General features: G+C 45.1%; 19 protein-coding genes. 12 read left to right on the top strand and 7 right to left on the bottom strand.

The genetic code is table 11. From position 1 onward, the window contains the following. Positions 1 to 54: 54 nt before the first annotated feature. Genes ACYVEA_RS05165 through ACYVEA_RS05155 form a run of 3 tightly spaced genes read right to left on the bottom strand, consistent with a single transcriptional unit; the run spans position 55 to position 4,405 of the window. A complete protein-coding gene (locus ACYVEA_RS05165) occupies positions 55 to 951 on the bottom strand; it encodes an SDR family oxidoreductase (RefSeq protein WP_461112268.1) in 897 nt (298 codons plus the stop codon). 51 nt (positions 952 to 1,002) lie between these two features. Then, positions 1,003 to 3,231 carry an ATP-binding protein gene (locus ACYVEA_RS05160; protein ID WP_461112267.1) on the bottom strand — a complete coding sequence of 743 codons (2,229 nt, stop codon included), beginning with the start codon at positions 3,229 to 3,231 and terminating at the stop codon, positions 1,003 to 1,005. After that, complete coding sequence (locus ACYVEA_RS05155) at positions 3,221 to 4,405, bottom strand: ATP-binding protein (RefSeq protein ID WP_461112266.1); 1,185 nt, start codon at positions 4,403 to 4,405, stop codon at positions 3,221 to 3,223. The genes ACYVEA_RS05160 and ACYVEA_RS05155 overlap by 11 nt, the downstream gene beginning before the upstream one ends. Before the next feature lie 144 nt (positions 4,406 to 4,549). Between ACYVEA_RS05155 and ACYVEA_RS05150 the strand changes: the two genes are divergently transcribed. Then, complete coding sequence (locus tag ACYVEA_RS05150; protein WP_461112265.1) at positions 4,550 to 6,277, top strand: GMC oxidoreductase; 1,728 nt, start codon at positions 4,550 to 4,552, stop codon at positions 6,275 to 6,277. Between the two features lies 1 nt (position 6,278). Further along, a complete protein-coding gene (locus tag ACYVEA_RS05145) occupies positions 6,279 to 6,743 on the top strand; it encodes a 3-oxoacyl-ACP synthase (protein WP_461112264.1) in 465 nt (154 codons plus the stop codon). Here the strand turns inward: ACYVEA_RS05145 and ACYVEA_RS05140 are convergent, their stop codons facing one another. After that, entirely contained in the window at positions 6,744 to 8,375 is a 1,632-nt protein-coding gene (locus ACYVEA_RS05140; protein ID WP_461112263.1) for an amidohydrolase, read from the bottom strand. A 107-nt stretch (positions 8,376 to 8,482) separates the two neighbouring features. Here ACYVEA_RS05140 and ACYVEA_RS05135 point away from each other — a divergent pair, with 107 nt between their 5' ends. Together ACYVEA_RS05135 and ACYVEA_RS05130 are read left to right on the top strand one after the other, a co-directional pair. After that, positions 8,483 to 9,868, top strand: a complete 1,386-nt coding sequence (locus ACYVEA_RS05135) for a TolC family protein (RefSeq protein WP_461112261.1) — start codon at positions 8,483 to 8,485, stop codon at positions 9,866 to 9,868. Positions 9,869 to 9,921: 53 nt separating this feature from the next. Beyond that, on the top strand, positions 9,922 to 10,146 hold the full coding sequence (locus ACYVEA_RS05130; protein ID WP_461112260.1) for a DUF2188 domain-containing protein: 225 nt from the start codon (positions 9,922 to 9,924) through the stop codon (positions 10,144 to 10,146). On the opposite strand, the gene ACYVEA_RS05125 is transcribed toward ACYVEA_RS05130, so the two are convergent. Further along, positions 10,135 to 11,214 (bottom strand): DNA topoisomerase IB, encoded by a 1,080-nt coding sequence (locus ACYVEA_RS05125; RefSeq protein WP_461112258.1) that lies wholly within the window; start codon positions 11,212 to 11,214, stop codon positions 10,135 to 10,137. The genes ACYVEA_RS05130 and ACYVEA_RS05125 overlap by 12 nt on opposite strands. Positions 11,215 to 11,321: 107 nt before the next feature. Continuing rightward, positions 11,322 to 11,912 carry a DUF6962 family protein gene (locus ACYVEA_RS05120; protein WP_461112257.1) on the bottom strand — a complete coding sequence of 197 codons (591 nt, stop codon included), beginning with the start codon at positions 11,910 to 11,912 and terminating at the stop codon, positions 11,322 to 11,324. 161 nt (positions 11,913 to 12,073) lie between these two features. Between ACYVEA_RS05120 and sucD the strand changes: the two genes are divergently transcribed. The 8 genes from sucD to porN all read left to right on the top strand — a co-directional run bounded on the left by sucD (position 12,074) and on the right by porN (position 21,394). Continuing rightward, positions 12,074 to 12,952: a succinate--CoA ligase subunit alpha gene (sucD, locus tag ACYVEA_RS05115; protein WP_461112256.1), complete on the top strand. Its 879-nt coding sequence runs from the start codon at positions 12,074 to 12,076 to the stop codon at positions 12,950 to 12,952. 133 nt (positions 12,953 to 13,085) lie between these two features. After that, positions 13,086 to 14,201, top strand: coding sequence for a DUF4271 domain-containing protein (locus tag ACYVEA_RS05110; protein ID WP_461112255.1), 1,116 nt, complete (start codon positions 13,086 to 13,088; stop codon positions 14,199 to 14,201). A gap of 119 nt (positions 14,202 to 14,320) precedes the next feature. Then, entirely contained in the window at positions 14,321 to 15,106 is a 786-nt protein-coding gene (locus ACYVEA_RS05105) for a uroporphyrinogen-III synthase (RefSeq protein WP_461112254.1), read from the top strand. 175 nt (positions 15,107 to 15,281) lie between these two features. Beyond that, complete coding sequence (locus ACYVEA_RS05100; protein ID WP_461112253.1) at positions 15,282 to 16,256, top strand: PorP/SprF family type IX secretion system membrane protein; 975 nt, start codon at positions 15,282 to 15,284, stop codon at positions 16,254 to 16,256. A 267-nt stretch (positions 16,257 to 16,523) separates the two neighbouring features. Beyond that, positions 16,524 to 17,651 (top strand): T9SS ring complex lipoprotein PorK/GldK, encoded by a 1,128-nt coding sequence (gene porK, locus ACYVEA_RS05095; protein WP_461112252.1) that lies wholly within the window; start codon positions 16,524 to 16,526, stop codon positions 17,649 to 17,651. A gap of 127 nt (positions 17,652 to 17,778) precedes the next feature. Beyond that, positions 17,779 to 18,591, top strand: a complete 813-nt coding sequence (gene porL / locus ACYVEA_RS05090; RefSeq protein ID WP_461112251.1) for a type IX secretion system motor protein PorL/GldL — start codon at positions 17,779 to 17,781, stop codon at positions 18,589 to 18,591. Positions 18,592 to 18,697: 106 nt separating this feature from the next. Beyond that, positions 18,698 to 20,284, top strand: coding sequence for a type IX secretion system motor protein PorM/GldM (gene porM, locus ACYVEA_RS05085; RefSeq protein WP_461112250.1), 1,587 nt, complete (start codon positions 18,698 to 18,700; stop codon positions 20,282 to 20,284). A gap of 66 nt (positions 20,285 to 20,350) precedes the next feature. Continuing rightward, entirely contained in the window at positions 20,351 to 21,394 is a 1,044-nt protein-coding gene (gene porN, locus ACYVEA_RS05080; RefSeq protein WP_461112249.1) for a type IX secretion system ring subunit PorN/GldN, read from the top strand. Between the two features lie 75 nt (positions 21,395 to 21,469). Here the strand turns inward: porN and uvrC are convergent, their stop codons facing one another. Further along, positions 21,470 to 23,281: an excinuclease ABC subunit UvrC gene (gene uvrC, locus ACYVEA_RS05075; RefSeq protein WP_461112248.1), complete on the bottom strand. Its 1,812-nt coding sequence runs from the start codon at positions 23,279 to 23,281 to the stop codon at positions 21,470 to 21,472. Between the last annotated feature and the right edge of the window lie 15 nt (positions 23,282 to 23,296).

The raw sequence follows: 23,296 nt of genomic DNA, 5'->3' as shown, positions 1-23,296 counted from the left end.
ATCCGATAGCTGTTTTTAGCTAACGACTATTGACTATCAACTGACGACTTGTTTTTACGCATTTACAATTGTTCCACCGTTGGGGTGTAAGACCTGTCCTGTGATGTATGAAGCATCTTCCGAAGCCAGAAACACATAGGCGGGCGCTACTTCGCTGGGTTGACCGGGCCGTTTCATTGGCACGTCTTTACCGAACTCAGCGACTTCTTTCGCCGAGACTGAAGACGGATTAAGCGGTGTCCAGATCGGTCCAGGTGCTACAGCATTGACCCGAATCCCTTTGGTAATCAGGTTGCTTGATAAGGCCCTTGTAAACGTCATGATCGCGCCTTTGGTAGACGAGTATTCGAGTAGGTCAGCACGACCCTGATAGGCCGTAATCGACGTAGTGTTAATAATTGTGTCGCCCTTATGCAGGTGTGGCACAGCGGCTTTGGTAACCCGGAAAAACGAATAGATATTGGTCTCGTAAGTGGCCAGCAAATCGTCATCAGTAGCCTCTTCGAGGGTTTTATGTTGCAGTTGTAACCCGGCGTTATTAACCAGAATATTGAGCTTGCCGAGTTGCTCAACAGTACTGTCAACAATATATTTACAGTACGTTTCCTGCCGGATATCGCCCGGCAGCAACAGGCATTTCCGGCCTTGGGCTTCAACTAACTCTTTGGTTTTCTGCGCATCAACCTCTTCGCGGGGTGTATACGAAATCGCTACGTCGGCGCCTTCACGGGCAAAGTGAACGGCCACCGCCCGACCAATCCCACTGTCGCCACCTGTAATAAGCGCGACTTTGTCTTTCAATTTGTTGGCACCTTTATAAAGATACCGGATCACCTTCGGCTGCGGGTCCAGCTCGGCTTCAATACCGGGCTGAATGTCCTGATGCTGTGGGGGAATTTTAGCTTCCATAACGTTGCTTTGGTTATACTTTTTGAAATAAGCCGAAAGCAACGCAGGTTGTTTACAAAACCGATTGAAACGGTGGATTTGTTAGGGATGGGTTTAAGCATAATCAATTGCCATCTGCGCGACTTCAGCCAAAATATCATCTACGGTCTCTTTCAGTTCCGGTCCCATGCGCAAATACTCGGTTGGGTACTCCTCTTTTAGGAAATATAACGTAGCATAATACAGCGGTTTAAACCGATCTTTCAATTGCCACTCTTCCTGCTGGAAGTAGTTGTATGCGGTGTGGTATTGCTTCTTGGCAAGGAGAAGTTTGAGGTAGGTTTGGCCTAGAAAAGAAAAATCTTCCTGTGGGTATTTTTCTTTGGCGATTTGTTGAACATGTGATAATGAAAATGGTGATATTGATGTATTAATTAAAAAATTAAAATCGTTGTTCCATAAATTTATTATATACTCAACGATCTTAAGGTTGTGTAGATCATCTATATTCTCATCTTTATTGTTTTGGTTATATTCGATAATAACACCGCTCACAATTTTCATAAGCGATTTGGAGATTTTTTTTCTGTCTTTATTTGCAGAGAGAAAATATTCAAAAGCGATTTGGGAGATATGCTCTAATGCAGTATCAGTTAAACTTATAGTCTTTGTTGGATATTCTATTACTAAGTTAGTAATATGTGAAGAAAGTAACATTGCCCCATCTTTAGTGTGGTCATCATTCAAAGCCTCATCTAAACTTTTACGAATACTCTCATTGGTAATGAACATTAGCTTTATGTTTTCGGTCACTTTCTCCGGCTCCCCTATAAACATATAACAGGCTGCTAAGTCAAGATAGACATCAACTGTTTTTTTAGTAAATACTAAAAGAGTATCTATTGCAGCTTGGTATTGACCATTATTTATTAACAAACTTACAGACTCGTAATGTGAGCTACTAACTTCTTTAGCTAGCTCACTACGTCCAAGCTTCGTCAAATAATCTCTTGTTTCTTTTTTCAACAAATCCTCCATCTCTTCGTCCTTTAAAACCCCTGAAAACGCTGTAGTTAAAAACAAAGCTGCTTCCGGGTCTAATGTCCCGATTTCCATTGCCAGCAAATGTCCATCAATACGTTCCTGCATCCATTCGGCATTACCTTCAAACATCGTCTCAAAAAAGCGCACTAGCCAAAGCACCCGCTGATCGGTTTTTCTGCCAAAACGCATTAAATACCAAATGTTAAAAAATCGCTCTTCGAGTCGGTAGAGGTGGTTTTTAGTATTAGTTTCTACTTTTTCGACTATACTGTTATCAATTAACTGCTTTAACTGCGCGGATACAACTTTACTTTCCAGACGTACAACTTGGGCCATTTCTTTTGTGCTAGCAGCATCCCAAGCCTGGGCCAGTGCAGCTACAATTTTCTGCTGCTGAGCAGGTAGGTCGTCCAGACGGTGTTTGTAGAGGGGAGTAACACGGTCGAGCAACACTTTTAGATCGCTAAAAACGGAACCAGAATCGTTTTCTACTAATATCTCAAACAAGAGTACCATTGTCCGAATCACACCGCCTGTTAGTCGGCGGATAGCTTCAATACGTCCCGGTTGGCGTTCAATCAACTGCTGCACCGCATCAGCATGGTAGGTTTCGCCAAGCTTCAAAAATAGGTCGATGGCTTCCTGCTGAGAGAGGCCATCTAAATGAACAATTTTGAAGAATTCGTAAAACGGCTTTGTGTAATCATGAACTTGCTCAATAACCACCGATGTAGCGCCAATGAGTCGCAGTTCAGGCGTAGTGAGTAGCACTTCGCGCAAGCGTTGTTCTTCCTGATTATCTAATTTTTTCAGTACGTTGCCGATGTTGTCGATAAGCAATAACAGTTTTTTATTCCGCTGTTGAAGCGCGCTAATGAGCGTCTGAAGGGCTTGTTGTTCATAATCGTCCTGACCGTATTGCTTCGTCATTACGTCGTACAAATCGACAAATGCTACGTCGGTTTCGCCTAGATACTGAGCAGTACGCTCCCACACATCAGCTAGCGAGCCAATACCATATTCTTCTTCATTGAACACAATTGGAATGAGTCGCTCACGTAACTCGGGCATATTATCTATTTCGTAAGCGATACGTAGCAACAGCGTCGTTTTGCCCATCCCCCGAATACCCTGAATAAGGTAATGTTGCTCGGGTTTGGTCATGGGTGAATCGCGTATGTCACGGAATAGCCGCTCGAATTTTTGCTTGCGGGCAATGAACCCGGCAATCAGCGCTTCTTTACTCTGATTATGCGGGTTGTAGATGGTGGCAATTAGCGGTTGCGGGTTAGCTGACATATTTTTTCCACCAGATTTTGAGAATGGATGAATTAAATCGGTATGCTTTGTTATCGTTCGTCTGGTGTAAATAACCGTCGTACTCCAACGACTCAACGGTGGCCTTATAATTTTCAGCAATATTGTGCTTAACAGCCAGATCATGAACAACAGATTTCTCTAATGGTGTTTCTTCTGTAGCCCTATTTAATACGTCATGAACAAATAGATATTCAGCGCCGGGTTCAAGCCGTTTTTTCAACCGCTCGTAGTATTGTTCGAAATAGATTTTATTGCGTTGGTGAAATACCTGCTGAAATGCTTTTTCTGCTTTTGCGCTATCAATTGGGTTGCCGCTGCTTTCATATACATCGATAACTTCCTGCACCAGTAATTGCACGTGAAAAGGCATTAACCAGTCAATCTTTTGTAGAATAAAGCGAACCGTTTTGTCATCAATCTGAATCCCTTCCAGTTCAATGAGTTTTCGAAAAAGGGTACAAGCCTCGTCTTCGGTTAGTGGCGGAATATCAATGTATTGCAGTTGATTGATAAGATCGCTGGCGTCAAGTTTCTTGACCAACGGTTGGAGACCAATAGAACCCGTCAGCAGAAACTGCACCTTGTTGGCTAATTCGCGGTTGTGCATTAGTTCTCGGAAGAGTTGCAAAAACCGTCGGGCTTCCTGTTTACCGTGTTTCAGGAAGATATTGTCGAGTGTTTCTGTAAACTCATCAACCATGATGATAAGTTTACCGCCGTTTAAATCTAATTCTTCCAGCAGTTTCTCTAAATCTGTTTGAAAATTTATGGGTTCTCCTTTGTCGAGAGAAACGTCAAGAAACGGAACAGAAACTTTGAGATTGATACGTTGCAGTAAGCCTCCGGCTACTTTTTTTAAGGTGTCCGTTACTTTTGCCATGGTGCGAAAAGCCGAGCTGTCAATAACTTGTTTCGCTAATTCTTTATAAAAACCATCTACAGAATCAATGGATTGTGTGATTACATAGATATAATGTTGTTCCGTCTCAGGATTGTCCTGAAGGAAGTTCATTACCGATGTTTTACCCACCCGTCGGGGTGCTGACAGATAGATAGAGTTACCATTGCGAATAGCGCGACGTATTTTGTTAATCACCTGTGGGCGATCAAAAAAATCACTTCCGGATACGGCCTGACCAATAACGTTTCTCATTTGACAATAGATATTTTGTCAAAAATATTAACAATAAAAATATTGTCAAGTTGTTTAGCAATAATTTTATTGTCAAAATGTGGTCGAATCAATACGGTATAGATAACCGAGTTTTGTACTTTTATAGTTAAACGGTACCAACTCATGAATATCAACGGTGACGCCAAAGCTGCACGTACGTACGATGCCATCGTCATTGGATCGGGAATTAGCGGAGGGTGGGCGGCCAAGGAACTCTGCGAGAAAGGATTGAAAACGCTCGTTCTGGAGCGGGGACGTGATGTTCGGCATATTGTTGATTATCCTACGGCAACGCAGAATCCCTGGGAGTTTCCACATCGAAACCGAATGCCCGAAGCCTTTGACCAGGAAAACCCCATTGCGACAAAGTGCTACGCCCTGGATGAGAGCACGCAGCAGTTTTTTGTGAAGGATGCCGAGCATCCCTACGTGCAGGAAAAGCCGTTTGACTGGATTCGGGGCTATCAGGTGGGCGGTAAATCGCTGATCTGGGCGCGGCAGACGCAGCGGTGGAGTAAGTTTGATTTTGAAGCCAATGCCCGCGACGGTGCCGCTGTTGACTGGCCGATTCGGTACGAAGACCTTGCGCCCTGGTATAGCCATGTTGAGAAATTTGTGGGTATCAGCGGAAACAAAGACGGATTGGAAACACTACCCGATGGTGAATTCCTGAAACCGTGGGAACTGAACTGTGTAGAGAAACACATTCAGAAGCGGGTTGCCGAACACTATAAAGACCGCCACGTTATTATTGGCCGGTGCGCGCACCTGACTGAACCGAAGCAAATTCACTATGATCAGGGGCGAGCGCAGTGCCAGGCGCGGCATTTGTGCTATCGGGGTTGTCCCTACGGTGGCTACTTCAGTAGTAATTCCTCTACGATTCCATGGGCAGCCAAAACCGGTAAACTAACGCTACGTCCCGATTCTGTCGTTCATTCGATTATTTACGATGAAGTGAAGGCCGGGCCGACGTTCGGAAAAGCGACAGGCGTTCGGGTTATCGACGCGCATACGAAGCAAATGACGGAGTATTATGCCCGGATTATTTTTGTCAATGCGGCCTGTTTGAATACAAACCTGGTATTACTTAATTCTACATCAAAACGTTTTCCAACTGGTTTGGGGAATGATAACGGTTTGCTAGGTCGATACGTAGCGTTTCATAATTATCGAGGAAATATTGTCGCTGATTACGAAGGCTTTGAAGACGGATATTATTATGGACGTCGACCAACAACGGCCTTTATGCCCAACTTTCGGAACGTTCGTAAACAGGAAATGGATTTTCAGCGGGGCTACATGGTGGCTTTCAGCGCTGCCCGTACCAACTGGCATCGTGGGGCGTCACAGGAAGGTTTTGGGGCCGGGTTTAAAGACAAATTGAGTGATCCGGGAGCCTGGAACGTGTTCATGATGATGCAGGCAGAAACGGTTCCGCGCTACGAAAATCACGTGCGGCTTAGCGCCGACCAAAAAGATGCCTGGGGTATTCCGCAACTCGTGACGTCTATCGACTACACTGACAACGACCTGAAAGTAATGAAAGACTTCCTGGAACAGGGCGCTGAGATGCTGGACAAATCGGGTTGCAAAAATATTAAGCCGTATGACGATCACCGAAATCCCGGCCTCGACATACATGAAGTAGGGGGTGTCCGGATGGGTCGTGACCCGAAAACATCACTGCTCAATGCACATAATCAGCTTCATGCCGTGAAAAACGTGTTCGTTACGGATGGGGCAGCCATGGCGTCGACGGGCTCTCAGAATCCATCCATTACATTTATGGCTTTAACCGCACGAGCGGCTAATTTCGCCGTAAATGAAATGAAAAAAGGAAATTTATAACGTGACAGGTACGGATCAACAAACGAAGGAGGCACTTCTTGCCTTATGCCAGCACTACGTACAACAACGTATCGATACGGCTAAAGAGGCCATGCAGGCCGCCCAGGAATCGGCGAATTCTGAGTCGAAAAGTAGCGCGGGCGACAAATACGAAACAGGTCGGGCGATGGCACAACTGGAGCGGGACCGACATGCGCAGTTGCTGGCTGAAGCCATAAAATTGAGCCAGGAATTAAGCCGACAGACCATTGACAAGAAATACGATAGTATTCAGCCGGGGAGTTTAGTTGTCACAAATCGGGGTGTTTTTTTTATTAGTATCAGTGCCGGAAAACTTACGCTCAACGGTAAAGATTACTTTGCTGTTTCAGCGGCCTCGCCTATTGCCACCGTGTTAGCGAGTAAGAAAATCGGCGATGCTGCTACGTTCAATAATCTGACGTATCAAATTCTGGAGGTGGTTTAATTAATAAACCCGCTCACCGCCAATCCAGGTTTGGCGTACTTTAGTTTGCCGCAACTGGGCGTTAGGAACGGTCATAATATCCTGATCAAGCACGACAAAATCGGCTTGTTTACCTGGCGCAATGCTGCCGCGAAGGTGGTCTTCAAAACAGGCATAAGCTGCCCAGCGAGTCATCGCCAGCAAAGCTGATTTACGGTCAACGGCGTTTTCCATTTGGTAGCCACTGTCGGGAAAGTTTTTCGCATCCTGTCGGGCCACAGCCGCATGAAAGCCAAATAATGGATTGACGGCTTCGACTGGAAAATCACTACCAAAGGCAATCAGGCTATTTTGTTTCATGAGATCTTTGAAGGCATACGCGCCTTTTACCCGAACGGGCCCTAAGCGATCGGCAGCCCAGTACATATCCGACGTAGCATGCGTTGGCTGCACCGATGGAATGACTGAATACCGTCCAAATTTCCAGACATCTTCCGGCGAGACAACCTGCGCGTGTTCGATTCGCCAACGGCGATCGTTTTTGCCTTTTAGCAATTTGCCGTACAGATCAAGCATAAGGTGATTGGCCGAATCGCCAATGCAGTGAGTGTTAGCCTGAAATTTTGACTCGTACAGTAACTTCGTTACACGTTCCAGTTCAGCCGGACTGAGAAGCAAAAAGCCACCTGTTTCCGGTCGATCATTGTAAGGACGTCGGAGGCAAGCTCCACGAGAACCGAGCGCTCCGTCCGCATAGAGTTTAAACGCACGAACGGTTAGGCGATCGGTCTGGAAAGGACCACGTTTGAGAAAATAATTTATATTCGGTTCGCCAAGGCTGATCATCGCATAGTCGCGGATCTTGAGCTTGCCAGTACGTTGCAAACTATCAATCAAGTTGATTTCGTCGGGGCTGATACCGGCATCTGATATGCTCGTTAGGCCCAGGGCGACGCAGGCTTTTTCGGCATTCAACAGCATACGTGCCTTGTCGGTGTTATCAGGTTGCGGGATGACCCGTTTGATAAGCTGCATGGCGTTATCTACCAGAACGCCCGTGGGCTGAGTATTTCTAACTAAAATTTCGCCACCGGGCATCTTCGATCCGGCCGTTACGTTTGCCAGTCTAAGCGCTTTTGAATTGACGAGCAGCGCATGACCATCCACGCGCATTAAGGCAACCGGAATATTTGGGAAAATGGCATCTAACTTTTCTTTTGTCGGAAATTCTTTATCAGTCCAGTCATTTTGATCCCAACCCCGCCCCGTGAGCCATAAGACTTTTGGGTGTTTTTGATAGAAATTTTTTAGTCGCTCAATCACCTCGTCATAGGAGTTCGCCCCAACCAGATCAGCTTGGTCAAGCACCTGGCCCAAGCCCAGAAAATGTGAATGAGGATCGTAAAATCCAGGGTAAACAGGTTGCCCTTTTAAATCGGCCGTAGTTTCGGCATCATATTGATTAGTAAGGTCTTGACTAGCACCAACAGCCAGAAATTTTCCATCTTTTATCGCAAAGGCATCCGCCGTAGAAAAGCTCGAATCGGCGGTGTATATATGGGCGTTGGTAACGAGTAAATCGGCCTTTTTCTTGGATGTACAACCGGCTAATAAGATCGGCAGAAGCGCCATCAAGCGCAAAAGGTGTTTCATAATGGGAGGTTGGGAAAAATTGCAAGATAATCGAAAGTTAATAAGCCAACCAGCTAATCATAGATTCTTGTATTTTTGTCCAGATCGTTCTCGTTAACCTTAATTCAATGAAGCTCAGCAGTTGGATTCTTTTTACTTGTTTCTCTTTTTCGGCCTTCGCTCAACAACCTGCCCAAACTCCTATTCAGCGTGCCCTGCGCAATGCTACCATTGTGCAGCAGGGGGAAGTAGTTACACTGGCTGATGCTATTCAAACGGCACTGGCTCAAAACTATCAAATTAAGGTAACGCAAACTCAGCAACAGGTAGCTGCATACAATACGACGCTGGGTAACGCGGGTATGTTACCTACCTTGTTTGGTAACCTGACTAATAATAATTCCAATCAGCACCTGCGTCAGACCTACCTGGTACCCACTACGTCTCCAACCGACCGGCCGGGTGTCATCAGTAAAAACACGACAGTGAGTCTCAATCTAAACTGGACGGTTTTCAACGGTTTTGCTACGTTCTACTTGCTCGATCAATTAAAAGAGTTAGTCCGGATCAGTGAAGTAAATACGCGAGCCAACATAGAGGCAACAGTGGCGCGGGTGTCAACATCGTACTATGATGTCGTGCGTCAATTACAACGATTGCTGGCCGTGCGACAGGCGCTCGATATATCGCAGTATCGGCTCGATCTGGCCAAAACTAATTTTGAAGTAGGGAGCTTCTCGAAAGTTGATTATCTGACAGCCCAGGTTGATTATAATGTAGATAGTGCGGCCCTCATCGCCCAGCAGCTGGCTTTGAGCAACGCTAAAACGTTGCTCAACACGCTTCTGGTGCGTGACCCCAGTACTGAATTCTCAGTACGTGATACGATTCTGGTTCGCTCTAATCTGGCACTGGAACAACTGCGGGAGTCATTGATTAATAATAACCCCTTGTTGGCCGCTGCCGTTCTAAACCGTCGTGTAGCGGACATCAACATAAAATTAGCGAAAGCCCAACAGTTTCCAACGCTTAATCTATTGTCTGGGTATACTTACACGAATACCAATAACCAGGGAGGTAACACAACCGTTGCCACTGCCCGAAATAATGGCTTTACGTATGGTATTCAGGCATCGGTGCCAATTTTTAATGGATTTAATCAGCGTCGGCTAAATCAGGTAGCTTCTGTGAATGCACTGGCCGCGGAGTACCAGGCGAATGACCAGCGTGTACAACTTGATCTGGCCCTGACACAGACGTATCAGCAGTACAAGACCAATTTGCAATTATTATCGCTCGAAATCCAGAACTATAAAATCACTACACAAAACGTGGATATTGCTTACGATCGATATCGATTGGGCACCTTAACGGCCGTTGGTTTTCGCGATGTGCAGCGTAACCTGCTGGATGCCCAGCTTCGGCTGATCGATGCTGAGTTTAATTCCAAGACGGCTGAGATCGAACTCCTGCGCCTAAGTAGCACCATTACCCAAGAACTTGGCCGTCAGTAAACAGTTTTTTGGGGATGCAGTTATTGTGGATAATTCACTAACGGCTCAACTATATGCCCTGGACAAAGAAAGAATATCCCGATTCGTTGAAGAATTTTATGGCACCGGTACGTAACAAAGCCATCGACATCGCCAACGCGCTGCTTGCTGATGGTACGGACGAAAAACGAGCCATCGCTATTGCAACGGCCAAAGCTGAGGAATGGGCCTCGAATCGGGGTATGAAAATCCGAAAGGCCAATGCACCAGAGACGCCAAAAAGCGACTCACTTCGCTGATTTGCCAGTCTTCTTTACCTGATCTTTCAGAAACTTTAGCAGCAATTTTTCGATGCCATCGAGTCCGTGCGGACTCGTTTGTTGAAAGCGGGCTTTTTGCTTGATATAGGGATTCAAATCCTGGCATTCATAAGCTTCCAGTATCTGCGGATGCACGTAGTGTTTCCGGCAAACAGTGCGTGTATTACCCAATTGATGAGATACCTCATCTAAGACTGTATTTACATTTTTCTTCAGTTCTTTCTCCGTGTCACAGGGTTCTAACTGGGCTAGAAGCCGCAGGGCATTTACCGTACCCGCCCAAGTGCGGAAATCCTTTGCTGAGAAATCATCACCCATTGTTTCACGCAAGTACGTATTAACCATGCCGGAGTCAATCGGATGACGGTTTCCTGTCTCGTCAAAATACTGAAATAACTCTTTGCCAGGAATGTCGCGGCAGGCTTTTACTAAACGGGATAACCGCCGGTCGTGAAGAGTGATATCGTGATAAATTCCTTTTTTTCCTTTAAAGCTAAACCGTGCTTCAGTGCCTTCCAGTTTTACGTGCCGGTCTTTTAAGGTTGTTAAGCCATACGAACCATACTCTTTTTCGTACGAAGCATTCCCCACCCGAATCAGTGTTTGCTCCATTACACTCAGGGCAATGGCAATAACTTTCTCCCGAGACAATTCACGAGTTTTGAGATCGCTGGCCAATCGAGCCCGAAGTAGGGGCAGGGCTTGGCCAAAGGCCACCATCCGAAAAAATTTTGTCTGACTCCGAATGGCATTCCACTTAGGATGATACCGATACTGCTTTCGATTTTTGGTATCGATACCCGTGGCTTGCAAATGACTGTTCACTTTAGGACTAATCCAGACGTTTTGCCAGGCGGGTGGCAAAGCCATACTTCGAATTCGGCCCAGCGTTTCGGCATCGTCTACTTCATGACCGTGCTGGTCAACATACCTAAACTGATTAGGATTGCCCTGGCGGCTAATGCCAGGCATTGTATCACTCACATAGATTAAGCGGGCGGCCCGAGCCGCTTCGGCTGAATCGTGAGTTAATTCCGGGAAATTCACGTTCGTTGAGTAGTTGGTAACCGAAAAATAAGTGATGAAGTAACTGATTGAAGAAGGTATTGGTTAACCAGGTCGCTAACTTTTTTTCAGCGCTTATTTGTTTCAATTTACCGGGTTCCAACACGCCAGTCTGACGCTTTTCCGAAAAACCAGAGGGCCAACGTAGTAGCATAGTGATAGAAATCAGTTGGATGCACGAAGTTGTTAAATGAATCGGCTTTAGTTGCAAGTCCCATCATCATGGCCGCCAGGACAACCCATAATCCCCGTTTATTACGTTGAAGTAGCGAAAAAACGGCCAACAGCATAAGTACTAAAATACCCATAGAGGGTACGATCGGCGTAAAAACTCGTCCATCAGGCAACGATAGACTAACAAACAGGAATAAGCCAAAGAGGATTGTTGCCACAAAGGTTATCAGCGAAAGCGTGCGCTGATTAAGAAGGGCGTAAACCGCTGTTACAGCACATACAACTCCCAGACTATCAGAGAGCACAATCATTGATTGGCGTAGGGGTTCGAGTGATTCGTACCCCGCAAAATGAATCACGCTAATTAGTGCGGCCAGTGAGGTTGTTAGTAAGAAGAACCCCCACAATAACCGATTAAAGAGGGCAATTCGTCCGAAAAAATGCCAGAATACTCCGATGCCCGTCCCAGCCAGAATAAAGCCGGAAAGGATGTGCGAAAAAATCATCACGTAATTTACGAAGATTCGGCTACTTTTGCCCAACTTTTTAGGGTAACCAGTCGAATAGACGGAAGAAGAAAGACCTTACTGAATGTTGATACTCATTTTTCTTTCGTCTGTCCGGGTTAGTAGTAGATAACCGTATCGCCAACGATTTACAAACCGTCATGAGTGTTTTAGTTAACAAAGACTCCAAAGTTATCGTCCAGGGCTTCACCGGCTCTGAAGGCAGTTTTCATGCCCAACAGATGATCGAGTATGGTACCAACGTCGTTGGGGGCGTAACGCCCGGCAAAGGTGGCCAGACTCACCTCGACCGGCCTGTGTTCAACACTGTTCAACAGGCTGTTGATGAAGCCGGTGCCGACGTTTCCATCATTTTTGTGCCACCTGCTTTTGCTGCCGATGCCATCATGGAATCTGCCGAGGCTGGTATTAAGGTCATCATTTGCATTACCGAAGGTATTCCAACCGAAGACATGGTCAATGTGAAAAATTACCTGGCTGGCAAAGATGTGCGGCTAATTGGCCCAAACTGCCCCGGCGTCATGACGGCCGAGGAATGTAAAGTTGGCATTATGCCGGGTTTTATTTTTAAGAAAGGGAAGATTGGTATTGTTTCCAAGTCCGGTACATTGACGTATGAAGCAGTTGATCAGTTGACGAAAGCAGGGCTGGGTCAGTCAACAGCCATTGGTATTGGAGGAGACCCCATTATTGGTACGACGACCAAGCAGGCGGTCGAATTGCTGATGAACGATCCAGACACCGAAGCGATCGTTATGATAGGTGAAATTGGTGGTGGTATGGAAGCCGAAGCGGCCCGCTGGATAAAGGCCGATGGTAACCGTAAGCCTGTAGTAGGCTTCATTGCTGGTCAGACTGCCCCTAAAGGCCGTCGGATGGGTCACGCGGGTGCTATTGTTGGTGGCGCTGATGATACGGCGGCTGCTAAAATGGCTATTATGCGTGATTGTGGTATCCACGTCGTTGAGTCACCCGCACTAATCGGCGAAACAATGCTGAAAGCGTTAGGAAAGAATTAAATAAAGAGTGAAAGAGCGAGGGAGTGAAAGAGCGAAAAGATGTGTATTGAAATGGGCGACTATATTCATTATAACACTCTTTCGCTTTTTGCTCCGCTCCGGCGTTCCGGTTTCGCTCTTTATCTTTTCAATCGTGACTGCTCAGCCACGTGTCAATGGCATCGGTCCAGAGAATCGCTTCTATCCAATTCATGATTTTCGTAATGATTTTCAGGTGTATGACGAAGGAGCCAAAGCCTATATACCTTACATTATTGAGCAACATGCCGATCAGACTGCGTTAAGCGCCTATGTCGATCTTGAAAGCAATCGGCATTATAGCTTACTGATATCGACTCGTCAGGATGGCTATCTGTTTATCAATGCGGCTCTCAAACGGAAGCTCCGCGCCAATCAGTGGCAAATATTAAGCATTGATAGCCTGTTTCGAACGTATCGCCAGCCCGAAATATTCCTAACCATTTATGGGGCTCCAGGTATCAATGATAAGCAACTTTTTATTGGTTACCCTAAATCAGCTACTCAGAAGCCCGTTATCCTACGGGATGATAATCTGAGCGTTCGCCCCCGCCCGCGAACAATTTATGAGAATTTCCTGGGCTTCGGACTCCTATTTCTGCTGGCAACTCATGCCTTTCTATTTGCCTTATATCGTAGAGCCTTTCAACGTTTTTACAATTTTCGGGACTTGATTTCCCTGCGGGCACAGGATGATTCGTTCCTGATTAACCGTCCGCTAAGCAGTGTTAATCTGCTATTTACACTTAACCTGAGCTTTATCATTGCTTACCTGATTGTTTTCGTGCAAAGTCGGAATCTTGACGTATTTGCCTCACGGGCACTGTTATTGGGTCAGCAGAGCCTGGGTGGATTGGTAGGTGAGTTTTTCTTATTAAGTATTGTTGTATTGATCAGTCTTATAGGTAAATACGTATCACTGGAGGTGATAGGCGGGCTCTATAAATTGGAGGAAAGTATACAGGTTCATTATTTTAAAATAGTACAGTCGTCACTGCTGTTCTTTACGTGTATGACCTTATTGCTGGCTGTTCTTGCCTATAATACACCAGCAATGCCCTGGTCAGAAAATATATTGTTGCTACCGTTGATTGGGTTCTATGCTGCTCGGCTGACATTGTTATACTTCGTTATCCGAAGCTTGGAACCTATCAAGAATCTTTATTTATTTTCGTACCTTTGTATCGTTGAATTGATTCCACTCATCATAGGTTTGCGATTCGCACTATGATGAAAAGTTTATAGTTTATTGTTACTAGCTTTTGGTTAATCGGCTAACCTAAACGTGTTTTTTGGCTAAAAACAAAAACTGCAAACTAAAAACGAACGATTGATCCGAGTAGAGATTCAATGAACGAGACCAGCATGCAACCTACCCAAGACCGGCTTACGAAAGTTAACCGTCTTCTAGTGACCCAATCCCGCCCTGCCGACGAAAAATCACCTTATTTTGATTTAGGAAGTAAGTACAATCTTCAGATCGACTTTCGGCCCTTTATTCAAATTCAGGGAGAGTCATTCAAAGACTTTCGTCGTCAAAAAATAAATATCCTGGCGCATACGGCTATTATCTTCACCAGCCGAAATGCCATAGATCATTTTTTTCGAATTTGCCAGGAGGGGCGTATTGAGGTTCCGGCCGATATGAAATACTTCTGTATTTCAGAGCAGACCGCAAACTACCTGCAGAAATACATTGTCATTCGGAAACGTAAGATCTTCAACGGGACTAAAACCGCTACGGAGCTATTTGACCTGATTAAGAAGCATAAGAACGAAAAATTCCTGTTTCCTTGCTCGAATATCCGCCGTAATGATATTCCAGAGTTTATGGATACCAGCGGTCTACACTTTACCGAGGCCGTAATGTATGATACAGTACCAACCGACTTATCGGATCTTGATATTCAGAGTTATGATATTATTGCCTTCTTCAGCCCATCGGGCGTGAGTTCATTGTTGAGCAATTTCCCTGACTTTAACCAAAACGGCACGCGGCTGGCGGCTTTCGGCCCTACAACGGCTAAAGCAATTACTGATGCTGGACTAACGATCGATATTGAAGCTCCGTTGCCCAACGCGCCTTCTATGACAGGTGCACTGGATTTGTACATTAAGAAGACTAACAATCCGTAAAAAACACAGTTATTCACGTGTTGAATGCCGGGATCGGGTTTTTAACTCATTTCCGGCATTCATCATGTAAATAGGGCCAATAATTTGATTATGCGGGCGTTTAGTTGTAAACTGTGATAGTATTTACAGGAACGCTGTTCCATGAGAGTAGTAGTTCTGATTTCGGTTAGGTAGTATGATTCGCACACTTTACGTTTATGCTTTATTGCTGCTGACGGTTGCAGGTCCGACTGCGTTTGCACAGCAAGACCCACAATTTAGTCTATACATGTATAATCCGTTATACTATAATCCAGCTGCTGCAGGGTCGGAAGGTGTATCGCGGATTCAACTTACCCATAGAACTCAATATTTGGGATATCAGACCATTGGTAATGGCGATGAGAGTGCCGCACAGAGCACACAGCTCTTGTCATTTAACATGCCATTAGCCAAAATCAATAGTGGTATTGGTATCTATGCTCTCAATGATAAATATGGTCCGTCAATAAATCAGGCGGTGCAGCTATCATACGCGTATCGACTAGCGCTTAAGAATGGGACATTAGCCATTGGCATACAGGCTGGTATGTTTAATAAGGGATATGACTATGGACAGTTTCGCCCAAATGATCCTGGTGACCCGCTCATTCCGGGTGGACGTATCAACCAATTCAAACCCGATATAGGCGCTGGAGTATATTACAATACGGTTGACTATTGGATTGGAGTCAGCATGACGCACTTAAACAAGGCAAAGTACAGCTATGTGACCGACCGATCAACTGACCCGTCTGATAGTAAGGCCTACTTGACCGCAGGATATCGGCTTGGCGTTGGTTATAACATTGATGTGCAGCCATCGGTTTTAGTTCAATACAGCACAGTTCAGGGATTTCCAGGATCTACAGTAGCCGTAAATTTACTGGGTACATATGACAATCGAATTTGGGCTGGGCTAGGCTATCGCTTTAAAGATGCTGCTGTGGCTACGATTGGTATCAATTTATTGCGGGACAATGCCTTACGTGTCGGCTATTCGCTGGATGTTATTACTAACGGCGCGAAGGCAAAAAGTGCAACATCACATGAAATCATCTTGGGTTATGCTTTACCAGCACCGGATGCGCGTAAGAAGCCAATTATAAGGACACCACGTTTCCGGTATTAATGCAAGAGAAAGTAGAACTGTTCCTGGAACTTTTTTGCAGCGTGGCAAAGCTGGGTAACAGGGTTATTAGGGAGTTTGCTTCCAGTAGCTTATTTTTGGGAAATGGGGTAATTTACATAGAAAAATTATCCTCTTAAACGGGAAATACTTAGCAAGAAGATAGGCTGTAAACAGAAAAAAAGCCGATCCCAAATTTTACTATACAATATCCAAATAGATTTTCGTTTTTAGTCTGGTCTCGCACAAGAAGAAGGTAAAAGTTTTACAATGATGAATTATAACTCGTTAACAGTCAACGCAACCCGGATAGTGATGGTCGCTGCAGTCGTACTGCTGATGCAAGGTTGCGGCTTTCTGAAGTCGAAATTCGGTGGCAAAGGCGGTAAAGAGGGCGAAGTAGGCGTTACGAATGGTGAAATTACCGCCACTGGACGTAAAGGCTGGAAGCAACCTACCCCGTTTGGCATGGTACTTGTGCCATCCGGGTCATTTATTATGGGACAGGCCGATGAGGATGTAGCGGCTACTCAGATTAACATGAACCGGCAGGTAACGATCAGTTCATTCTATATGGATGATGCTGAAATTTCGAACCATGAATACCGTCAGTACGTCAACGCCTTACTGGCTGACTCTGTGTCAACGCTGGGCGAAGAAGAGATTATGGCTAAGTATTATCCTGACACTACTGTCTGGAAAAATGACTTTACTTACCACAATGGTGATCCAATGCTGGAGCACTACTATGGGCACCCTGCTTTTGACACTTATCCCGTAGTAGGTGTAAGTTGGGTCGCTGCAAAACATTTCTGCAAATGGCGCACGAATACACTCGATGATTTCCGCACCAAAGATGGTGGTTATAAATCGTTTGGTTTCCGTTTGCCATCTGAGGCCGAGTGGGAATGGGCTGCTCGCGGGGGAAAAAGTGGAGCTAAGTATCCTTGGGGTAACCCGTACGTAGCCAATGGCAAGGGATGCTATCTGGCCAACTTTAAGCCGCAACGTGGTAATTTTGATGCGGATGGCTATCCGTATACTGCTCCAGCAACAGCTTATAGTCCTAACGACTATGGTTTATATAATATGGCTGGTAATGTAGCAGAGTGGTGTCGTGATGCTTATGCAGACAACACGAATGCAATTGTATGGGACATGAATCCTGACAATCAGAATGCTGATGAGCCTCGCAAGGTAGTACGTGGTGGTTCTTGGAAAGATATTGCTTACTATCTCGAAACAGGCACCCGTTATTACGAGTACGAAGATCAAAAGCGCTCTTATATTGGTTTCCGTTGTGTAATGGACAACCTCGAAGGTCGTACTGCATCCGCTCGGGGAGGTCGTACCAGCAAAGCCAAGAGTAGTAAAAAGTCTTCATCTAAGAAAGTATAACCAAACCTGGACGCGTTAAACGGATAGACTGTTACAGTCTATATAAGTTCGTGTCTAGTTCGGGACAATTAAACTTGTCTTATAATTAGTTACCTATTCCAACCAACAATAGTTTATCAAGTTTATCATGGCAGCAGCAAAGTCAGAAAGTTTCTTTTGGGATCGTTTAGTACCAACCATTTATAGTGCCGGTGCCGCGGTCGTTATTGCCGGTGCATGGGCAAAAATTACGCACAACGAACAATTTGGCTGGCTCTTAACGGCTGGTCTGTTAACTGAGGTAGTTATTTTCGGTCTTTACGCCGTTCAAAGTTTCACTAATCCAGCAACCGCTGGTGATGGCTATGCCTGGGAAAAAGTGTATCCTGAGCTAGCCGATGATTTTAAAGGTGAGGCTCGTAAGCCAACTCCACAGGCGAATGGCTTAACGGGCAATATGGATCAGATGCTGGCACAGGCAAAAGTAACGCCTGATGTGTTTGAGCGTTTAGGTTCAGGTTTCCGTAATTTAAATGATACAGTGTCCAAGCTTTCTGATCTTACAGATGCTACAGTGGCCACGAACGATTATGCCCGTAATGTAAAAGCGGCATCTAGCTCGCTTTCTGAAATGAACAAGTCATATAATACAGCAATTACGGCTGTTAGTTCTATGGCTGATGCAACGGCAGATACAAAAGAATTGCGGGATCAGACCCAAAAAGTCACCAAGAATATGGGGGCTCTGAACGCGGTTTACGAGCTCGAATTGCAGGATACAAATAAGCACCTGAAAGCTATGAATGCCTTCTATGGTAGCTTAACGGCAGCTATGGAAAATATGAGTGATGCCAGCCGTGATACGCAACAGTTCAAAAGCGAACTTGCTAAATTGACAGGTAACTTAGCGTCTCTCAATGGCGTATATGGCAGCATGTTAACAGCCATGCGCGGTAATTAAACTTACGTATAGAGTTTGTGGGCTCAGAGTTATTGTTTTCTTAACTCTGAGCCCACCCTTTGACCTATACATCCTATAAATTTTAAATTCTCACTACCATAAGTTCATGGCAGGTTCAAAAGAGACACCCCGTCAGAAAATGATCGGGATGATGTATCTGGTTTTGACCGCATTACTTGCTTTGCAAGTTACGTCGGCCATTCTGGAAAAATTCGTTTTAATTAATAATAGTCTGGAGCAATCAACTGGTGCAGTCAGTAAGGTTAACCAGCAGACGTTCGACAATATCCGGGCCACAGTTGAAAAATCGGGAAACCGAGCTACCGATTTGGCCATCGTCAAACAAGCCGATGAAGTGCGCCAATTGACTGCCGGGATAGTTGGTGAGATAGACAAACTTAAAGAACAACTCGTTGATGCGGGCGGTGGTCGTGATGAGTCAGGCAATATTAAAAACCTGAGTGAGGAAGAAAAAGTAGCTCAGCTAATGATTGGTACTGATCGCAAAGGGGCTGCCTTCAAATTGAAAGATCAGTTAAATGGGTATGTAGATAACGTATCGAAATATTCGGGTTCAAAATATGCGCCAATGGCGCTTGATGGAAAGGATGATCCGATTGCAAATCGATCACCTGATCAACGTCGAAAAGATTTTGCTGAACTTAACTTTGCTCAAACACCAGTACCAGCCGCTTTGGCGGTATTAAGCCAAAAACAAGCTGATGTTCGGCGGATTGAGGGTGAAGTGCTTGATGTTTTGGCTAGTAAGGTGGGTGCCCAGGATGTAAAGTTTGACAAGATTCTGGCCATGTTGAGCATGGATTCAAAAGTAGTTGTAGCAGGTACCAAATTTAAAGGGCAGATGTTTTTAGCAGCATCGTCCTCGGGTATTCAACCACGAATGAGTTTAAACGGTGGTGCAGTACGTGTGCAGGACGGTCAAGGTATTATTGAGTTCACAGCGCAGGGTGGTGCTTACGACAAAAATGGCCTTTCAAAGCGGACGCTTACAGGGTCAATTGCTTACCAGACGCCATCGGGCTTAAAGACAGTCCCTTTGTCTGCTGAGTATTTTGTTGCAAAACCTTCCTATGAAATTGAATCTGGCTCATTTCCGCCTTTGTACCTTGGTTGCGCCAATAAATTAAGTGTACAAAGTCCACAGTTAGGCGCTTTATGGAATCCAAGTTTCTCGGCTGATGGTGGTTCTGTAATCACATCTGGAGAGAAAGGTAAGATTACGGTTGTCCCAAGCGCTGCTCATTTAACGTTGAATGTTAGTAATGCAGGTAGTCTATTAGGGAAGAATGATTTCCGGGTGAATCGTGTACCGAAGCCTACTATTGAATATTATGTAGGAGGAACTAAAGCTGGAGATCCGAGAGGTGTACCTGCTGGACAGGCACGTAGCGTACGTGTAACAGCCATTGCAGATGAGAGTTTTCGCAACTACTCGCCAGATGATGCTAACTTCCGTGTAACGGGTATTACCGTAATTTTAGCAAGAGGTACTCGTAAAGTAGGTCAGGTTAATTTAGGGCCTGCTGGCGGGTCATTGGGCTCAATGGCTGCTGATATTCAACCTGGTGATCGTCTGTCGATTCAGGTCGATGGTGTGCAACGCCGAAATTTCAGAGGAGATATCAGTGAGGTTTCTATGGGAAGTCCACAGCAAACAGTACCGCTTTATTAATCGTACTAAACAGAGAAGTCTTTCGTTATCAACAGGAACAAAAGGCAACAAAAACAACGGTTGACAATGAAACAAGTTAGAGCGATAGCCGTAACCGCTGCACTGCTGGCGGTAGCTGGTGGAGGAGCAATGGCGCAGGAGAAAGCAAGCACCGGCACTAACGCGCTGTCGGTTCGGGCAATCAATGAGAACGATATTATGATGAAGAAGACCCTTTGGCGTCGTATTGACCTGAAGGAGAAACAGAATCAGTCGCTATTCTCGAAGAATAACGAAATATCCAAGTATCTGATTGATGCTATGAAGGCGGGCCTAATCGACGGTTATGAAAATGACTCGGTGACCACTAAACTGACACCGGAGAAGTTTCAAAATAGAATGATCATGCCAAATACAGGTGGTGGTCTGTCAAAGGAAGAGATAGAAGCTGGTTTTGGGAAAGAAGGAACAGCGGGTGCAACAGATGGTTGGGATACTAAAAAAACAGATCCTAAAACAGCTGCCAAACCAGCCGACGATGGTTGGGGAACCCCTAAGAAAGCAGCGGCTCAACCAGCCGATGATGGTTGGGGTACACCTAAAAAGAAGACTGTAGCCAAAAATACGAAAGGTAAAAAGGGCAAAGTAGTCCAGGAACCTATTGTCGAAGCTCCGAAAGTGGATACGGTTGCTAAAGTAGCCGCTGTTCCAACTGGTGACGAATACTTTGCAAAAGAATTCAACATCATGGAGATTAAGGAAGACTGGATTTTCGACCGGAAGCGTTCACGTTTGTATTATGACATTCAAACAGTAACGATCTATTTGCCTTCAGATAAAAATGCAGCGGGTGTTGAAACTCCGTTGGCTACGTTTAAGTATAAAGATCTGGATAAGTTGTTCCGTAGTGATCCAAAGAAATTCATCTGGTATAATCCGCAGAATCAGGCTCAACATAAGAACTTGGCTGATGCCTTCGACTTACGTTTATTCTATGGTCGGATTACAAAAGTAGCAAACCCAAATGATACAGATTTAGTAGGAATGTATGGAGACCGGGAGGGTTTATTGAAATCCTATCAAACTGAATACGAACTGATGGAGACCGAGCATAGTCTCTGGGAATATTAAAAAAAAGCGGCTTGAAAGCCGCTTTTTTGTGTGGTGCAACACTAAGTGAAGCGGCCTTATAGCCGCTTCACTTTTTTACCCGTTTTCCAACGTGTCAAAATAGTGCTTCAACTTAATCGCTCGATCTTTTCCAACCACTTCTGCTACGTCATCAAGGGTGGCTTCACGAATTTTTTTGACCCCTTTGAAATGCTTTAGTAGCTTGGCAGCTGTTTTCTTGCCCACCCCTTCTACATTTTCCAGCTCACTAATAAGGCTATTACGGCTACGTTTATCACGGTGATACGTAATAGCGAATCGGTGAGCTTCATCACGAATTCGCTGAATGAGCTTGAGTGATTCGGATTTTTTATCGATATAAAGCGGCAAATTATCTTCAGGGAAGTAAATTTCTTCGAGCCGCTTGGCAATGCCAATGATGGGTACTTTACCATAAAGATCCAGCGCTTTCAGTGCGTCGCACGCAGCACTAAGCTGCCCTTTTCCGCCGTCAATGACAATTAGATCGGGCATATCGGTTCCCTCAGTCAGTACGCGCGTGTAACGACGCGTAACGACTTCATACATACTGGCAAAGTCATTGGGACCAACAACAGTCTGGATAGAAAAATGACGATATTCTTTGTTCGCAGGTTTACCGCCAATAAAGCATACCATTGCTGAGACAGGATTTGTACCTTGAATATTCGAGTTGTCAAAGCACTCAATACGGTTTGGAAGCGTTTTCAGTTGTAAATCTTGCTTTAATCTGATTAGGACGCGATCTTTTTTGCTGGCATTGGCTGTAGCTTCAGCGGCTGCTCGTTCCTGCCGTTCACGTCGGAAATAAAGCACGTTCTTCAACGACATATCCAGCAGTTTCTTTTTGTCACCAATTTGTGGAACAGTAACCTCTGCCTTTAAATCAACATCGAGTGGTACGTTCGAGATAATCTCTTTCGCTTGGTTACCATATTGCTCCCGAAACTCAATGATCATCATTGCCAAAAGATCCGCGTCCGTTTCGTCGAGCTTTTTCTTGATCTCAACTGTATGTGTCTGGACGATCGTGCCATTGACAACCTTCATGAAATTGACATAGGCCGAAATTTCGTCGGAGGCAATCGAGAAAACATCTGCATTCTCAATTTTAGGATTGACAACCGTTGATTTACTTTGAAAACGCTGTAACACGTCGATTTTTTCCTTGTATTTCTGCGCCTGTTCAAAAGCTAACTCATTGGCTGCTTCGACCATACGGGTTTTAAAGTACTCCTGCGCCGGTTTAAGATTTCCCTTAAGAATGTGGTGAATCTGCTCAACATCACTATCGTAGTCAGCCTCGGCTTGCTTTCCTTCACAAGGTCCTTTACAATTGCCAATATGATATTCCAGACAAACTTTGTATTTGCCTGCTGCAATATTTTCGGGAGCAAGATTGTAATTACACGTACGAATAGTAAACAGCTGGCTAAACATATCCAGCACCGTATACATGGGCTTCAGATTGGCGAATGGACCATAGAAAGTGCCCTGCTTGCGGTCAATACGTCGAGTGGTGATAACACGAGGAAAATGCTCATTGGTAACGCAAACGAACGGATATGTTTTATCGTCACGTAGTAGGATATTAAACTTCGGCTGGTAGCGTTTAATGAGTTGATTTTCAAGCAGCAACGCATCAAACTCAGTATGTACGATGGTAAACTCAATCTTCCGGATCTGACTCACCAGACGTAGTGTTTTCCGATCGTGCTGCTTAGAATTCGTGAAGTAACTACTTACCCTATTTTTAAGGTCTTTCGCTTTGCCGACATAAATCACCTCGCCCGAAAGGTCAAAATATCGATATACACCAGGTTCGTGGGGTACTTTAGTTAATTCTGTCTTGTAGTCGAATTCAGCCATGCTCTATGCCGATCA

The sequence above is a fragment of the Spirosoma jeollabukense genome (assembly GCF_054777855.1).
Note: the sequence above shows the minus strand (reverse complement) of the source record. Positions and strands in the feature narration are given on the sequence as shown.

Excerpts from the sequence above, each read along its gene's own strand:
- ACYVEA_RS05160 (WP_461112267.1), bottom strand. The coding sequence starts at position 3,231 with ATGTCAGCTAACCCGCAACCGCTAATTGCCACCATCTACAACCCGCAT.
- ACYVEA_RS05155 (WP_461112266.1), bottom strand. The coding sequence starts at position 4,405 with ATGAGAAACGTTATTGGTCAGGCCGTATCCGGAAGTGATTTTTTTGAT.
- ACYVEA_RS05150 (WP_461112265.1), top strand. The coding sequence starts at position 4,550 with ATGAATATCAACGGTGACGCCAAAGCTGCACGTACGTACGATGCCATC.
- ACYVEA_RS05140 (WP_461112263.1), bottom strand. The coding sequence starts at position 8,375 with ATGAAACACCTTTTGCGCTTGATGGCGCTTCTGCCGATCTTATTAGCC.
- ACYVEA_RS05135 (WP_461112261.1), top strand. The coding sequence starts at position 8,483 with ATGAAGCTCAGCAGTTGGATTCTTTTTACTTGTTTCTCTTTTTCGGCC.
- ACYVEA_RS05130 (WP_461112260.1), top strand. The coding sequence starts at position 9,922 with ATGCCCTGGACAAAGAAAGAATATCCCGATTCGTTGAAGAATTTTATG.
- ACYVEA_RS05120 (WP_461112257.1), bottom strand. The coding sequence starts at position 11,912 with ATGATTTTTTCGCACATCCTTTCCGGCTTTATTCTGGCTGGGACGGGC.
- sucD (WP_461112256.1), top strand. The coding sequence starts at position 12,074 with ATGAGTGTTTTAGTTAACAAAGACTCCAAAGTTATCGTCCAGGGCTTC.
- ACYVEA_RS05105 (WP_461112254.1), top strand. The coding sequence starts at position 14,321 with ATGAACGAGACCAGCATGCAACCTACCCAAGACCGGCTTACGAAAGTT.
- ACYVEA_RS05100 (WP_461112253.1), top strand. The coding sequence starts at position 15,282 with ATGATTCGCACACTTTACGTTTATGCTTTATTGCTGCTGACGGTTGCA.
- porK (WP_461112252.1), top strand. The coding sequence starts at position 16,524 with ATGATGAATTATAACTCGTTAACAGTCAACGCAACCCGGATAGTGATG.
- porL (WP_461112251.1), top strand. The coding sequence starts at position 17,779 with ATGGCAGCAGCAAAGTCAGAAAGTTTCTTTTGGGATCGTTTAGTACCA.
- porM (WP_461112250.1), top strand. The coding sequence starts at position 18,698 with ATGGCAGGTTCAAAAGAGACACCCCGTCAGAAAATGATCGGGATGATG.
- porN (WP_461112249.1), top strand. The coding sequence starts at position 20,351 with ATGAAACAAGTTAGAGCGATAGCCGTAACCGCTGCACTGCTGGCGGTA.
- uvrC (WP_461112248.1), bottom strand. The coding sequence starts at position 23,281 with ATGGCTGAATTCGACTACAAGACAGAATTAACTAAAGTACCCCACGAA.